Origin of the sequence: Streptococcus suis (assembly GCF_046032515.1) — a bacterium.
In the GTDB taxonomy this organism is placed as follows: domain Bacteria; phylum Bacillota; class Bacilli; order Lactobacillales; family Streptococcaceae; genus Streptococcus; species Streptococcus suis_AL.
On sequence record NZ_JARQPJ010000008.1, the window covers coordinates 1 to 15114 of the forward strand.

18 protein-coding genes are annotated in these 15114 nt (G+C 41.4%); 14 read left to right on the forward strand and 4 right to left on the reverse strand.

The features are described from left to right. Positions 1-103: 103 nt before the first annotated feature. From P7J49_RS04790 to P7J49_RS04800, 3 genes are all read right to left on the reverse strand, one after another. Positions 104-412, reverse strand: a complete 309-nt coding sequence (locus P7J49_RS04790) for a DUF1827 family protein (RefSeq protein ID WP_002938710.1) — start codon at positions 410-412, stop codon at positions 104-106. Positions 413-466: 54 nt separating this feature from the next. Further along, positions 467-928: an NUDIX hydrolase gene (locus tag P7J49_RS04795; RefSeq protein ID WP_002938708.1), complete on the reverse strand. Its 462-nt coding sequence runs from the start codon at positions 926-928 to the stop codon at positions 467-469. Positions 929-1114: 186 nt separating this feature from the next. Next, positions 1115-3343 carry an AAA family ATPase gene (locus P7J49_RS04800; RefSeq protein ID WP_408569704.1) on the reverse strand — a complete coding sequence of 743 codons (2229 nt, stop codon included), beginning with the start codon at positions 3341-3343 and terminating at the stop codon, positions 1115-1117. Between the two features lie 222 nt (positions 3344-3565). On the opposite strand from P7J49_RS04800, the gene P7J49_RS04805 reads away from it, so the two are divergent. The 4 genes from P7J49_RS04805 to P7J49_RS04820 all read left to right on the forward strand — a co-directional run bounded on the left by P7J49_RS04805 (position 3566) and on the right by P7J49_RS04820 (position 6420). Then, complete coding sequence (locus P7J49_RS04805; protein WP_002938704.1) at positions 3566-3796, forward strand: DUF1797 family protein; 231 nt, start codon at positions 3566-3568, stop codon at positions 3794-3796. 125 nt (positions 3797-3921) lie between these two features. Further along, positions 3922-4611 (forward strand): amino acid ABC transporter permease, encoded by a 690-nt coding sequence (locus P7J49_RS04810; RefSeq protein WP_002938702.1) that lies wholly within the window; start codon positions 3922-3924, stop codon positions 4609-4611. Further along, positions 4604-5338: an amino acid ABC transporter ATP-binding protein gene (locus P7J49_RS04815; protein ID WP_002943067.1), complete on the forward strand. Its 735-nt coding sequence runs from the start codon at positions 4604-4606 to the stop codon at positions 5336-5338. The genes P7J49_RS04810 and P7J49_RS04815 overlap by 8 nt, the downstream gene beginning before the upstream one ends. A 233-nt stretch (positions 5339-5571) precedes the next feature. After that, entirely contained in the window at positions 5572-6420 is an 849-nt protein-coding gene (locus P7J49_RS04820) for a bifunctional methylenetetrahydrofolate dehydrogenase/methenyltetrahydrofolate cyclohydrolase (RefSeq protein WP_408569706.1), read from the forward strand. A 64-nt stretch (positions 6421-6484) separates the two neighbouring features. Here the strand turns inward: P7J49_RS04820 and P7J49_RS04825 are convergent, their stop codons facing one another. Further along, complete coding sequence (locus P7J49_RS04825) at positions 6485-6844, reverse strand: neutral zinc metallopeptidase (RefSeq protein WP_408569708.1); 360 nt, start codon at positions 6842-6844, stop codon at positions 6485-6487. Positions 6845-7067: 223 nt separating this feature from the next. On the opposite strand from P7J49_RS04825, the gene xseA reads away from it, so the two are divergent. The 10 genes from xseA to P7J49_RS04875 all read left to right on the forward strand — a co-directional run bounded on the left by xseA (position 7068) and on the right by P7J49_RS04875 (position 15052). Further along, positions 7068-8411 (forward strand): exodeoxyribonuclease VII large subunit, encoded by a 1344-nt coding sequence (xseA, locus tag P7J49_RS04830; protein ID WP_408569710.1) that lies wholly within the window; start codon positions 7068-7070, stop codon positions 8409-8411. After that, entirely contained in the window at positions 8386-8601 is a 216-nt protein-coding gene (locus P7J49_RS04835) for an exodeoxyribonuclease VII small subunit (RefSeq protein WP_408569712.1), read from the forward strand. The genes xseA and P7J49_RS04835 overlap by 26 nt, the downstream gene beginning before the upstream one ends. Continuing rightward, on the forward strand, positions 8601-9470 hold the full coding sequence (locus P7J49_RS04840) for a polyprenyl synthetase family protein (protein ID WP_408569714.1): 870 nt from the start codon (positions 8601-8603) through the stop codon (positions 9468-9470). The genes P7J49_RS04835 and P7J49_RS04840 overlap by 1 nt, the downstream gene beginning before the upstream one ends. Continuing rightward, entirely contained in the window at positions 9463-10284 is an 822-nt protein-coding gene (locus P7J49_RS04845) for a TlyA family RNA methyltransferase (RefSeq protein WP_408569716.1), read from the forward strand. The genes P7J49_RS04840 and P7J49_RS04845 overlap by 8 nt, the downstream gene beginning before the upstream one ends. After that, on the forward strand, positions 10277-10702 hold the full coding sequence (locus tag P7J49_RS04850) for an arginine repressor (RefSeq protein ID WP_002942941.1): 426 nt from the start codon (positions 10277-10279) through the stop codon (positions 10700-10702). The genes P7J49_RS04845 and P7J49_RS04850 overlap by 8 nt, the downstream gene beginning before the upstream one ends. 2 nt (positions 10703-10704) lie before the next feature. Further along, positions 10705-12366 carry a DNA repair protein RecN gene (recN, locus tag P7J49_RS04855; RefSeq protein WP_024380050.1) on the forward strand — a complete coding sequence of 554 codons (1662 nt, stop codon included), beginning with the start codon at positions 10705-10707 and terminating at the stop codon, positions 12364-12366. 93 nt (positions 12367-12459) lie between these two features. Then, the gene (locus P7J49_RS04860; RefSeq protein ID WP_099778247.1) at positions 12460-13293 is read left to right on the forward strand and encodes a DegV family protein; all 834 of its coding nucleotides are present in this window, start codon (positions 12460-12462) and stop codon (positions 13291-13293) included. After that, positions 13286-14119, forward strand: coding sequence for an SGNH/GDSL hydrolase family protein (locus P7J49_RS04865; RefSeq protein ID WP_408569719.1), 834 nt, complete (start codon positions 13286-13288; stop codon positions 14117-14119). The genes P7J49_RS04860 and P7J49_RS04865 overlap by 8 nt, the downstream gene beginning before the upstream one ends. Next, complete coding sequence (locus tag P7J49_RS04870; protein ID WP_024406376.1) at positions 14091-14687, forward strand: YpmS family protein; 597 nt, start codon at positions 14091-14093, stop codon at positions 14685-14687. The genes P7J49_RS04865 and P7J49_RS04870 overlap by 29 nt, the downstream gene beginning before the upstream one ends. A gap of 89 nt (positions 14688-14776) precedes the next feature. Beyond that, positions 14777-15052, forward strand: a complete 276-nt coding sequence (locus P7J49_RS04875) for an HU family DNA-binding protein (protein WP_024385016.1) — start codon at positions 14777-14779, stop codon at positions 15050-15052. The last annotated feature ends 62 nt before the right edge of the window (positions 15053-15114 follow it).

Sequence of the window (15114 nt, forward strand, 5' to 3'; positions counted from 1 at the left end):
ACCTTGAAATAAGAAAGTAACAGAGTTCTATCTTCGGCTTCGTTTCCTAGGCTACTTTTGATTTTCATTGAGTATAATAGAAAAAAAGAAGCCAATTGGCTTCTTACACTTCTGCGATAATGGGAATAGACATTTCAATCAAACGGTCTGTGTGAATCGTTTGAATGGCAGCCTTGTTAATAGTTCGTTCATCAATTTTTCGATGAAGGAAGAAATCTCGAATTTGCTCGATTTCATTTTGTTGTACTGCACGGTATTTATTACTAATCAAGAGTTCATAATGACGGGGTGCCTGTGTGAAAATAACGTCTGTATTCCCTGCAGAATAAGTCTCTACTAGGAAAGCATCAGTATTAGCCAACTGGCTTTGGACAAGATTGGGATGACTATTTGTCGTGTTAATGATTTTCATGTGGAACCTCCTCTATCTCTTTGGCTACATTATAGCACGATTAGAGTGTTTTTACTAGTTATTGAATGAATTTTCTTGCAATTTCCATTGTTCAATGCCCCATTTGTGACTACCACGTTTGAGTTTATCGATGGCTTCATTGACTGGGAACCAGGCAATATGGTTGAAATCTTCTAGTGGTTGTCCTATTTGATGGTAGCTAGTTACTTCATAGATGTAGGCTGGATTATAGAAATGGGTATCGCGGTGGCTAGAGTAGAAGTATTCGTCAGCCTGACCAAAGTATTTTCCGATTTCAGCGGTGAATCCAAGCTCTTCCATCAATTCGCGCTCCAAGGCAATGAGGTGATTTTCTCCCTTTTCAATTTCTCCACCAGGAAGAAACCAAGCTCCGTTTGGTGCTTGAACGAGTATGATTTGTTCTTTCTTTTCATCTGGGATAACTGCGTAAACACCAAAGCGACTCTGGTAGCTGACGCCAGCCTTCTTTTCTCCAAATACAGCGATTTTCTCCATAGGCAATTCTATCCTCTTTCATAATTGGAATGAGTTGTATACATTATACCACTTTTTTATTATTTTTCCTTGTGATAGGCTTTACAAAGTAAAGTTTTTTTATAGGATGGAGATGGGGGAAAAATTTAGAAAAATAGAGTATCAAAACAGTAAAATAGGCTACTCGTAGGGAGCAGCTCTATTTTCTTATTTTGTCTTTGTTTGTGCCTTGATTTGAATTGTGCCTTTACTTGACATGACAGCACGTAGGTCTTTTTCTGCTGGATGCTCTAAATAGAAGTCGGTGATAGCATCTTCAATCTGATCTTGGATGGTTCTGCGTAGTGGACGAGCTCCCATCTTTGGATCGTAGCCAAGGTCCACTAATTTCTCCTTAACTTTATCTGTTACATGGAGGCTGATGCCATTGTGAGAAAGGCGTTTGTTTACATCGTCTAGCATGAGGCTGACGATTTCAAGTAGGTTTTCCTTGCTCAGTGGTTGGAACTCAATAATGCCGTCAAATCGGTTCATAAATTCAGGTGTGAAGAAATTGCTAAGTTGGCCAAGGACTGATTGAGTCCGCCCTTCCATAGCCGCACCAAAACCGACACTTGCTTCAACTTTTCCAGTACCAGCATTTGATGTCATGATGATGATGGTATCTTTGAAGCTGACTGTCCGACCTTGTCCATCTGTCAGACGCCCATCGTCTAAGACCTGAAGGAACATATGCATGACATCTGGGTGGGCTTTTTCAACTTCGTCAAGGAGGATGAGTGAGTAAGGATTACGACGGACTTTTTCAGTCAATTGTCCAGCCTCCTCATAGCCTACATAGCCTGGAGGAGCTCCGACGAGTTTAGCGACAGCGTGTTTTTCCATGTATTCGGACATGTCGAAGCGGATCATGCTGTCCGCCGAACCGAAGAGTTCGATAGCTAATTGCTTAGACAATTCGGTTTTACCGACACCTGTTGGTCCGACAAAGAGGAAGGAGCCGATTGGACGGTTTGGGGCACCAAGACCAACACGGTTACGGCGAATGGCCTTGGCAATCTTGTCAACAGCTTCATCTTGTCCGATAACATGGGCTTTTAAGTCACTAGCGAGGTTCACAAGCTGGGACTGTTCCTTTTCTTTTAAATCACCAACTGGGATATTTGTTTTTTGCTCAACGATGGCCTCAATTTCTTTTTCAGTAATGAGTGGAATATCTTCCTCGCTGATAGTTGCCTTTTGCATCTCCTTGTACTTAGTAATTTGGTCACGGAAATAGGCCGCTTTTTCATAGTCCTCATCCCGTGTAGCTTGTGCCTTACGATTTTCGGCATCAATCAGGCGTTGGTCAATTTCCTTTGGATCAATAAAGTTGAGGGTCAAATTCATTTTTGAACCAGCTTCATCCAGAAGGTCAATAGCTTTGTCTGGTAGGAAACGGTCTTGAATGTAGCGGTTGGACAGTACTGCGGCAGCTTCGATAGCAGCATCGGAGTATTTAACATGATGGTAATCCTGGTATTTATTTTGGATACCTTTGAGAATGGTAATGGTTTCTTCGACACTTGGTTCTTCAACTTTTACAGGTTGCATACGGCGTTCTAGGGCGGCATCTTTTTCGATAATACGGTACTCGTTGAGCGTTGTTGCACCGACTAGTTGCATTTCACCACGTGCGAGGGCTGGTTTGAGGATATTGCCTGCATCCATGTTACCATCGCCTGCAGAGCCAGCACCGACAATTTCGTGAATCTCGTCAATAAAAAGAATGATTTCGCGACGATTACGGATTTCTTCCATGAGTTTTTGCATGCGTTCTTCAAATTGTCCACGGATACCAGTTCCTTGTACGAGGCTGACAACATCCAGACGAATGACTTCCTTGTCTCGTAATTTCTGAGGGACATCGCCATCGACAATTTTTTGAGCCAAGCCTTCAACAACTGCTGTTTTACCTACACCAGGCTCACCGATAAGAACAGGGTTGTTTTTTGTACGACGGTTGAGAATTTCGATGACACGGGTAATTTCTTGATCGCGACCGATTACTGGATCAATATCCCCACGACGGGCAATTTCGGTAACGTTGATACCAAATTCTTCAAGGAGCCCATTTGGTTGTTGGGGTTGTTGCGGAGGAGGGGTCTGTCCACCACGTCCATTATGCCCACCAGCTTGAGTGGGAGGAGTCTGTTCGCGATTTTTTCCAGCAGGGGTATTGCCAGGATAGCCACCTAGGTGATTGAAGAATTCACTAAAGGGATCCATGTTGTTAGGATTTGTTAAATCTCCCAACCCACGTAGGATAGCATTATTAGGGTCTGTTTTCATGATTTGGTAGCAGTTGTGACAGAGGTCTACCTGCTGCTGTTTACCGTTTAAGTTGGTGTAGAGATGGATCGTTGCGTCGTTGATATTACAATTTTTGCAGAGCATAATTCTACCTCTTTCTGTGAAAAATGTGACCTATTGTTAAATAGTCAAAAAAGGTCAGTTCTAGCTTTATTATAACAAGATTCATAGAAAAATCAAGAAACTGCTACGCTTGGAAAAACTTTCTATGAAAAATAGGGCGATAGGAAGAAAATAGGGAAAAAATAAGACTTTTTTGGCAATATGTGGTAAAATATTCCTATAAAAAGGATTAGGAGAACGAATATGGAATCACATTTGGTGAGAATTATCAATCGTCTGGAGGCTATGGCTAATGACGGCGGTACGTTGAAACGTAATTTCGAACGTGATGGTATTGTTGTTGCAGAAGTGGCTTATAGCTATGACGAGGAAAATGGTTCAGTATTTACCTTGCGTGATGTTGCTGCTCGTGAAACGTACGCGTTTGACAGCATCGACTTGATTGCAATGGAAATCTATGAGCTATTGTACTAAGAAGAAGTGAGAGGCACCTAAGGGTGCTTTTTTCTTGTGTAAATTGAATATTATAAATAAAAGTATTGCATAAATATTCAAAAATGGTATAATAGACTCTAAATGACAGAATTGGAGTAAGATGAATGAATTTTTCTTTTTTGCCTGAGTATTGGGCTTATTTTAATTATGGGGCAATTGTTACCCTCATTATTGCATTTTTCTCAGTATTTTTTGGTAGTATTTTAGGTGTGTTGCTTGCCTTTGCTCAGCGTAGTAAGTATAAAGTTTTAGCTTGGACTGCCAATATCTATGTCTGGATTTTCCGTGGGACACCGATGATTGTCCAGATTATGATTGCTTTTGCGATGACACATTTTGTAGCACCAACTTTTCAGCTAGGAATTTTGACGGTTGATTTGACGCGCTTGATTCCAGGTATCATTGTTATTTCGATGAACTCGGGTGCCTATGTATCTGAAACTGTTCGTGCAGGTATTAATGCTGTACCAAAAGGACAGCTGGAAGCTGCTTATTCGCTTGGTATTAGACCAAAGCAGGCGATGCGTTACGTTATCATGCCACAGGCTATCAAGAATATTCTTCCAGCCTTGGGAAATGAATTTGTGACTATTGTTAAGGATAGTTCACTTTTGTCAACCATCGGTGTGATGGAATTATGGAACGGTGCTCAGACAGTTCAATCCACTTCTTATATTCCTTTAACACCACTTGTATTTGCAGCGAGCTATTATCTAATTATGACAACGGTGCTAACAGTGATTATTCAGTCGTTTGAGAAAAAGTTGAACAAGGGAGGGCAGTTCCATGTCTAATGCGATTATTTCTATCAAGGATTTACATAAGTACTTCGGAAAGAATGAGGTTTTAAAGGGAATTGATTTAGATATTCAACAAGGTCAGGTAGTCGTTATTATCGGTCCATCAGGGTCAGGGAAATCGACTTTCTTACGTACAATGAACCTCTTAGAAGTACCGACCAAGGGGACTGTTACATTTGAAGGTGTTGATATTACTGATAAGTCAAATGATATTTTCAAGATGCGTGAAAAGATGGGAATGGTTTTTCAACAGTTCAATCTTTTTCCGAATATGACGGTATTAGATAATATTACTTTATCACCTATTAAAACAAAGGGAATTGCAAAGGATGAGGCTGAGAAGAAGGCTAAGGAATTACTTGAAAAGGTAGGATTGCCAGATAAGGCGAATGCCTATCCACAAAGCCTTTCAGGTGGTCAGCAACAGCGGATCGCTATTGCACGTGGTCTGGCCATGGACCCAGATGTCCTACTTTTTGATGAACCGACCTCTGCGCTAGACCCTGAAATGGTTGGTGAAGTTCTTGCTGTTATGCAGGATTTGGCTAAGTCAGGGATGACCATGGTTATCGTGACTCATGAGATGGGATTTGCGCGTGAGGTAGCTGACAGGGTTATCTTTATGGATGGTGGTGTCATCGTGGAGGATGGAACGCCTGAAGAAGTCTTTGAACATACCAAGGAAGAACGGACTAAGGATTTCTTGTCTAAGGTCTTGTAATATAGTCATTTAGTTTTTCTTTTATTACTTCGTTAACTCGCTTTGCCGTACTCCAGTACTGTCTGCAGCTCGTTGCCTAGTACTAAAAGTAAACTAAAAGACTATAAATAAACAAATAAGTACGACTCCGATATTGTTCGGAGTTTTTTGCTATATGCTATATTCTACTTTGTACAAGTATAGTCAGTCGGAGAATTTTAGGGTATAATAGAAAAAACAAAAGGAGTGTAGGTATGACGGTCATTGATGGGAAAGCACTAGGTGTAAAAATGCAGGCTGCCTTGGCGGAGAAAACAGCTCGATTAAAAGAAGAAAAGGGGTTGGTACCAGGTCTTGTAGTTATTTTAGTTGGCGAAAATCCTGCTAGTCAGGTTTATGTACGGAATAAGGAGCGGTCAGCTCTAGCTGCTGGATTCAAGAGTGAGGTTGTTCGCGTTCCAGATACGATTTCTGAGTCAGACTTGTTGGATTTGATTGAGCGCTATAATCAGGATGATGAATGGCATGGTATTTTGGTGCAATTGCCCTTACCAGCCCATATCAGCGAGGAGAAGGTCTTGTTGGCTATTGACCCAGATAAGGATGTGGATGGTTTTCATCCGACTAACATGGGGAAATTCTGGTCAGGTCATCCTGTTATGATTCCATCTACCCCAGCAGGAATTATGGAAATGTTCAAAGAATATCAGATTGACTTAGAAGGAAAAACTGCTCTGGTTATCGGTCGTTCCAATATCGTTGGAAAACCAATGGCCCAGCTCCTTTTGGATGCCAATGCAACTGTGACCATTGCTCATTCACGTACTAAAAACTTGCCAGATCTTGCTCGTCAGGCCGATATTCTTGTTGTTGCCATTGGTCGTGGTCATTTTGTGACCAAGGAATTTGTTAAGCCAGGTGCCGTGGTGATTGATGTTGGTATGAATCGTGATGAAAATGGCAAGCTAATCGGTGATGTCAAATACGATGAGGTATCAGAAGTGGCGAGTTATATTACCCCAGTTCCAGGTGGTGTTGGTCCGATGACTATTACCATGTTGATGGCACAGACCTATGAAGCTTGTGTCAGAAGTGCAAAATAATTATTTGAAATATCAGCTATGTGGTGTAGCTGGTATTTTTTATTTTGGGAACGGGAAGCCGAAATCAGAGAAGTGGTACGGGAGTGGGAAATTCTTGGACCCAAAAATCTTCTGTCGATCCTAAAACCTTACTCATGAATTCAGCATCTGCATCAGACACATCTGTACCAGTCCTTGTGACTTGACTCGATTGGTAAGGATTAGTCCCTGTTGATGGGGAAAGCAGCCCACCAAGGTTTGACATGCCTCCGAAGGCTACTAAAAGGACAAGAACAAGTAGTTTTCCTTTCCAACCAAGTCGTGAAAAGAGTAGTCCCAATAGAACGTTTCCGCCAGATGAACCAGACGAGAAAGATGAGTTAGAACTGGATTGTCCCCTGCGGTCCTCAATGTTAGAACTTTTTCGCAAATCATCAATTTTCATATAAATTTCCTTAGAACCTGCATAATGATTCTTAGAACCCATATTCACAAGTAAAGTGTTTTTACGCATTGGACTGTGAATCCAGGTTCTTATATTCTCACAAACTATTATATAGCAAATTGTTGAAAAAACACAGGAAAGCTATCGGAAATAATAGGCCTAGTTCTGTATAAAAGTGCAAAATTTGGTATAATAGTAGGGATACAATATAGAAGGAGTGGACATGGTTGAATATTTATCGGTTAGTCATCTAACTAAGTATTTAAAATTAAAGTTTGACCGCGATCCGTATTTGGAGAAGGTGTATTTGACAGGTCAAGTGTCCAACTTCCGTAAACGCCCTAGCCATCAATATTTTTCGCTCAAGGATGACAAGGCAGTCATCCAAGCGACCATGTGGGCAGGCGTCTATAAGAATCTGGGCTTTGAGCTTGAAGAGGGAATGAAAATCAATGTCATTGGGCGCATTCAGCTCTATGAACCAAATGGTTCTTATTCCATTGTCATTGAAAAAGCTGAGCCAGATGGTATTGGAGCCTTGGCAATCAAGTTTGAACAGCTCAAACAAGCTCTGACACAGGAAGGCTTATTTAAAAAAGAATTCAAGCAAGCCTTGCCACGGTTTACCAAGAAAATCGGTGTCATTACCAGTCCGAGCGGAGCGGTCATTCAAGATATTATCACTACGGTCAGCCGACGTTTTCCAGGCGTAGAGATAGTTCTCTATCCGACCAAGGTGCAAGGAGATGGTGCTGCTCAGGAGGTTGTTGCCAATATCCAAAGAGCCAATGAGCGTGATGATTTAGATGTACTCATTGTTGGTCGTGGTGGTGGTTCTATCGAAGACCTTTGGGCTTTTAATGAAGAAATTGTGGTTCGGGCTATTTTTGAATCCCGTATTCCAATCATTTCCAGCGTAGGTCATGAAACTGATACGACTCTGGCTGATTTTGTAGCAGATAAACGAGCTGCCACCCCAACAGCTGCCGCAGAATTAGCAACACCTGTGACCAAGGCAGACTTACTGGGCTACCTCAATCAGCAGGAAAATAGAGCCTATCAGGCCATGACCAATCGTTTGAGATTCCTAAGAGGTCAGCTTGAGAAAATTAGCCAGTCAGTCATGTTCCGCCAGCCTGAACGCTTGTATGATGGTTATTTGCAAAAATTAGACCGCTTGACTAATCAATTGCAGACACGGATGAAAGAATTATATAGCCAGCAGAAGCAGGCTAGCTTATTACTCAATCAACGCTTACAAGGCCTACAACTTGGCCGTAAAGTCGAGAGTTTCCAAGAAAGAATTATCCAGCAGGAACGACTCTTGAAGAGCAATATGGCCAATATCTATGACAATAAGATGGCCAAGGCGGACAAGCTGATTGAGGCCTTGACTATGCTGGATACTAGTCGCATCGTGGCTCGTGGCTATGCCATGATTCGTCAAGATGGTCGGGTGATTGATAGTGTAGAAAATGTACAAATGGGTGAAAACCTAACCATCCAGATGAAGGATGGTCAACTTGATGTGGAGGTAAAACATGTCCAAACAGACGAAAACATTTGAAGAAAACTTAGCTGAATTAGAAGGAATCGTAACCAAATTGGAGCGAGGCGATGTGGCTCTGGAAGAAGCACTTGCTGAGTTTCAAAAAGGAATGGTTCTATCGAAAGATCTACAAAAGACACTAGCTGCAGCTGAAAAGACCTTGGTTAAGGTCATGCAAGCGGATGGCAGTGAAGCGGAGATGAACTAATGGTAGCCAGTAAATTGCAGCGACTTGAGGAAGCTATGGCAGACTTTTACCAACCTCAGGTAGCAGAACGCCTCAACCAATCGGTTCTTTATTCGCTACAGGCTGGTGGGAAACGAATTCGTTCCTTGCTTTTATTGACCATCTTAGAGTCCTTTGGAATGGAATTAAAACAAGCTCATTACCAAGTGGCAGCCTGTGTCGAGTTGATCCATACGGGAAGTTTGATTCACGATGACCTGCCTGCTATGGATAATGATGATTACCGTCGTGGTCGCTTGACCAACCACAAGGTTTACGATGAAGCAACAGCTATTTTAGCAGGAGACAGTCTTTTCCTAGATCCATTTGGTTTCCTAGCCCAAGTTGATTTACCAGCTGAGACCATCCTTGCTCTCGTGAGAGAGCTTTCCCAGGCATCTGGGACCTTTGGAATGGTTGCTGGGCAGGTCCTAGACATGGCAGGAGAAGGGCAATCACTTTCCTTAGAGCAATTACAAGTCATTCATGCCAATAAGACAGGGAAATTATTGACCTTTCCCTTTGTAGCAGCAGGTTTGATTGCTGGACTATCGAATGCGGTCATCAACCATTTGCGACAAGCAGGTCAATTAGTTGGTCTAGCCTTTCAAGTTCGGGATGATATTTTGGATGTGACAGCCACATTTGAGGAAATCGGAAAAACTCCCCAAAAAGATGTAGTGGCTGAGAAGTCTACCTACCCTGCTCTGATGGGCTTGGAGGCCTCAAAAGTATTTCTAGAAGATAGCTTGAATCAAGCAATTAGCGAGCTAGATCAAGTGGCTAAACAAGTCCCATTTTCAACAGAAAAAATCAAAGAAATCATAGAAAGTTTACGAATCAATGGCTAAGGAAAGAGTAGATGTATTAGCTTACAAACAGGGGCTTTTCGAGACGCGCGAGCAGGCCAAACGTGGCGTCATGGCTGGACTGGTTGTGTCGGTGATCAATGGCGAACGTTATGACAAACCCGGCGAGAAGATTGACGAGGGAATTGAACTCAAACTCAAGGGGGAAAAACTCAAGTATGTCAGCCGTGGTGGTCTCAAATTGGAGAAAGCCTTGCAGGTTTTCCAATTATCAGTTGAGGGTCAAACGACGATTGATATTGGGGCTTCGACAGGCGGATTTACGGATGTTATGTTGCAGGCTGGTGCCAAGCAGGTCTATGCTGTGGATGTAGGGACCAATCAACTGGCTTGGAAATTACGTCAGGATGAGCGTGTGATCAGCATGGAACAGTACAATTTCCGCTATGCTGAGTTGGAAGATTTCGAACTTGGTCAACCAAGTTTTGCGTCCATTGACGTCAGCTTTATTTCACTGAGTCTGATTTTACCAGCTCTCCATCGTATATTAGTGGATGGTGGCCAGGTTGTTGCTCTTGTCAAACCCCAATTCGAGGCTGGACGTGAACAGATTGGGAAAAATGGCATTGTCAAGGATAAATCTGTTCACTTGAAAGTCTTGGAAGATGTGACAAAAATGGCCGTGGAAACAGGCTTCTCAGTCAAAGCCCTTAGCTTTTCCCCTGTTCAAGGCGGTCATGGCAATATCGAATTTTTAGCGCACTTAGAAAAATCAACACAACCAAACCAGATTGATAAAGAGGTCATAACAACTACAGTCTATCAAGCACATGAGGAATTTAAAAAGGATGAATAAACGAGAACGATTAGAAGTCATTAAAGATTTGGTAGTCCGATTTCCTATTGATACACAGGAAGAAATTGTTGAACGTCTAGAAGCAATGGGTGTCAATGCGACACAAGCAACGGTTTCACGTGATATCAAGGAACTTGGCATTATTAAGGTTCCATCAGCGGATAAGGGATATATTTATGGTTTACCAAAGGCAGGTCTTGTTAAGGTAAAATCGCAGAATGTTTTTGAAGTCTCAGTGATGGATAAAATGATTAATCTCCGTCTGGTACCTGGAAGCTCTGCTGTGGTCAAACGCCGGATTTTGGAACAATTTCAAGAACATGTTTTTTCAGTGATTGCTGATGATGACAGTATTCTGCTCATTGTTACAAACGAAGGTATTATTTCGCAAATCGAACAGACGGTTAGAGGGTGGTAGTCATGTTACTAGAAGTGTCCATTAAAAACTTCGCCATTATTGAGCAGGTATCACTGAATTTTGAAAACGGGATGACCATCTTATCTGGTGAAACAGGTGCAGGTAAATCCATTATCATCGACGCCATGAACCTGATGCTAGGGGCGCGTGCGACGACAGATGTTATCAGACATGGGGCCGCCAAAGCTGAGATTGAAGGGCTCTTTTCCTTTGAAAATAGCAGAGCTCTCGAGCAGATTTTGCTTGAACAGGGGATTGAAGTAGCTGACGAGCTCATTATCCGTCGTGAAATCCTACAAAATGGCCGTTCCGTTAGTCGTGTCAATGGACAAATGGTCAATTTATCTGTCTTGAAACAGATTGGGCAATATTTAGTAGATATTCATGGTCAACATGACCAGGAAGAATTGATGAAATCCCAGCACCATATCCGTCTTTTGGACAGTTTCGGGGAAGATGAATTTTGGAGTCTTAAAGACCGTTATCAGACAACCTTTGATGCTTATCGTAGTCTTCGCAAACGAGTTCTTGAAAAGCAAAAAAATGAGCAAGAACACAAGGCGCGGATTGAGATGTTGGAATACCAAATTGCTGAAATCGAAGCAGCAGATTTGAAGTCTGGCGAAGATATTCAACTCAATCAGGAACGCGATAAACTGCTCAACCACAAACAAATTGCAGATACACTGACCAATGCCTATGCACTGTTAGACAATGAAGATTTTTCAAGCTTGAACAACCTACGCTCAGCTATGAGTGACTTGCAAAGTCTGGAAGAATTTGATCCAGACTACAAACAGCTCTCTTCTAGCCTGACAGAAGCTTATTATGTCGTTGAAGATGTGACCAAGCGTCTCAGCGATGTGGTGGACAATCTAGACTTTGACGGCAATCGTCTCATGCAATTGGAAAGTCGTCTGGATTTGCTCAATACCATTACGAAGAAATATGGCGGAACTGTCGATGATGTTTTGGACTATTTTAGTAAAATCAGTGAAGAATACAATCTATTGACAGGCAATGATTTATCTGGAGATGATTTGGAAGTTCAGCTTAAGAACTTAGAGAAAGAATTGGTTGAACGAGCAGGTCAGCTCAGCCAATCACGCCATGAATTGGCTCTTGTTTTAGAAGATATTATCCGCCAAGAATTGCAAGACTTGTATATGGAGAAAGCTCGTTTCCAAGTTCGATTTACTAAAGGAAAATTTAATCGAGAAGGAAATGAAACGGTAGAATTTTACATCTCCACCAACCCAGGTGAAGACTTCAAGCCTCTGGTTAAGGTGGCTTCTGGAGGAGAATTGTCTCGTTTGATGTTGGCCATTAAGTCAGCCTTTGCCCGTAAAGAAGGTAAAACTTCTATTGTCTTTGATGAGGTGGATACAGGAGTTTCAGGCCGTGTTGCCCAGGCCATTGCCCAGAAAATTTATAAAATCGGACAATATGGTCAAGTATTGGCGATTTCTCATCTACCACAAGTCATTGCTATTGCAGATTATCAGTTCTTTATTGAGAAAATATCCGACGAACATTCGACCGTTTCACGTGTCCGTCTCTTGACCAAAGAAGAGCGTATTGAGGAAATTGCCAAGATGTTAGCCGGTGACAAAATCACAGATGCAGCCCGTAATCAAGCAAAAGAATTAGTAGAAAAAGGTTAGGCGACTAGCCTTTTTGCTTATGTCCAAAGTTTATTTTTTAGTTAAAATTTGTTATAATAGATGGCAAAATTGAAGAGAATTGTAGGATGAAATATGTCAAAGATTAAGATTGTTACGGATTCAAGTACGACTATCGAACCCAGTTTGGTCGAAGCATTGAATATAACAGTTGTTCCATTATCTGTAATGGTTGACGGAGTCGTATACTCTGACAACGATTTAAAAGAAGGAGAATTCTTAGAGCTCATGCGTGGGTCGAAAAACTTGCCAAAAACAAGCCAGCCCCCAGTAGGACTCTTTGCGGAAACTTTTGCTGATTTAGCTAAAGATGGCAGTCAGATTATTGCCATTCTCTTGTCGCATGCCTTGTCAGGGACAGTAGAAGCTGCTAGACAAGGAGCAACCCTATCAGGTGCTGATGTGACAATACTCGATTCAAGCTTTACAGATCAGGCTGAAAAATTCCAAGTTGTAGAAGCAGCACGCATGGCACAAGCTGGTGCCAGCAAAGAAGAAATCCTTGCAGCTATTGAAACAGTCAAAGAAAAAACGGAATTATACATCGGTGTATCAACCCTAGAAAATCTAGTCAAGGGTGGTCGTATTGGACGTGTTCAAGGGATGCTGAGTAGCCTACTCAATATTCGTGTCATCATGGAAATGAAAGACCATCAGCTGACTCCGATTGTCAAAGGACGAGGTAATAAGACCTTTAAAAAATGGCTGGAAGAGTTCACGGCAACTCTAGCAGATAAAAAAGTAGCCGAGATTGGTATTTCCTATTCAGGAACGGCTGATTTTGCAAATGAAATGAAGAGTCAATTACAAGAGTATGTCTCAAAAGGAATTTCAGTTTTAGAGACAGGTTCCATCATTCAAACTCATACCGGTGAGGATGCCTGGGCTATTTTGATTCGTTATGAATAACAGGAAGTTGATTCAAGGCTTTGTTTTCTTTTTTCTGGCAATTCTAGGGTCGATTTTTCTATTTCATCAACTCATTCCTGTTGCCTCATCTCGCATCTCCAGACAAGAGCTTACCGTATCAGAAAAAATCAGTTTTCGATATGTGGCACTTGGTGATTCTTTGACAGAAGGTGTTGGAGATACAACTGGACAGGGGGGCTTTGTTCCCTTGTTGGCTCAATCTCTAACTAACGATTATGGTTATGAAGTAGATTATAAAAATTTCGGAGTTTCTGGGAATACCAGTAATCAGATTCTTAAGCGAATGAAGGAAGATGGAGAGCTGATAAGCTACTTAAAAACAGCAGATCTGTTAACTCTGACAGTTGGTGGCAACGATTTGCGCAAGGCTATTATTAAAAACATTGCCAATCTCAAAGTTTCAACTTTTGATAAGCCCGCAAAAGATTACGGAAAACGATTGGATACAATTATTAAGACAGCGCGTAAGAATAATCAAAATCTTCCCATCTATGTTGTCGGGATTTACAATCCACTCTACCTCAATTTTCCTGAATTGACAGAAATGCAGACAATAGTTGATAATTGGAATACTATGACAGAACAGATAACGGAAAAATATCAACATGTCTATTTTGTTCCGATTAATGATTTGCTCTATAAAGGATTGGAAGGGGAGGCTGGTATTAGTCAAAATGGTAGCCAAGTTACCAATAATTTACTGTATGAGGAAGACAGTTTCCATCCCAATAATACTGGATATGAGATTATGAAAAAAGCGATATTGGAGAGAATGAATGAGACCACGGAAAGCTGGGAACCTTAATATTTGGAAATGGCTATTTTTAGCCCAGTTGGCTTTATTGATTGGTTGCGGAATAGTCCTCTATACACGGATTCAAACAGATAGAGAGGATTTAACAAAGCTCGTTCAGACTAGTACAGAAGATACCAAGGTTGGAACCTTCTCCACTAATAGGGAACAGCTCAACCAAACCCTCACTAACTATCTAAAAGATTATCAGACGGAAGAGTTTTCCTATCAATTATTCGTAACGAGTCAGCAAGTTGTTTTTGAAGGCAGCTATCAGATTTTTGGTGTGACTATCCCACTCTATATTTATTTTCAACCTAGCAAAATGGAAGATGGCAGTATTTTGTTACGGATAATAGAAATATCAGCTGGCAGTTTATCCTTGCCGAAAGCAGAGGTATTAGCCTATTTACAAAAAAATTATAAACTACCTGCCTTTGTAAAAATAGACTCAGAACAAGCGCAAGTACAGGTTCAACTGACAGAACTGAAGAACAAATTTGGTCTGTATGGAAAGGCGAATACGATTGATTTGTACAACGACCAATTCATTGTTGATATCTACAGAAAAAGACAGTAAAATAGCGTTAAAAACTTGACCAAACGCCTAAAATTCGGTACTATATAGAAGTGAGTAATAACTCAGAAAATTATTGGAGGACTTAGCAAATGGCTAATAAACAAGATTTGATTGCAAAAGTTGCAGAAGCAACTTCATTGACTAAAAAAGACTCAGCAGCAGCTGTTGATGCAGTATTCGGAGCAGTAGCAGACTACCTTGCAGCTGGTGAAAAAGTACAATTGATTGGTTTCGGTAACTTTGAAGTTCGTGAGCGTTCAGCACGTAAAGGTCGCAACCCACAAACTGGTAAAGAAATCGAAATCGCAGCTTCAAAAGTTCCAGCATTCAAAGCTGGTAAAGCTCTTAAAGACGCTGTAAAATAATTCAGCATCAAAAAGCCCGTCATATCAAGATTTCTAGCTTGTTCGACGGGCTTTTTTCTGTG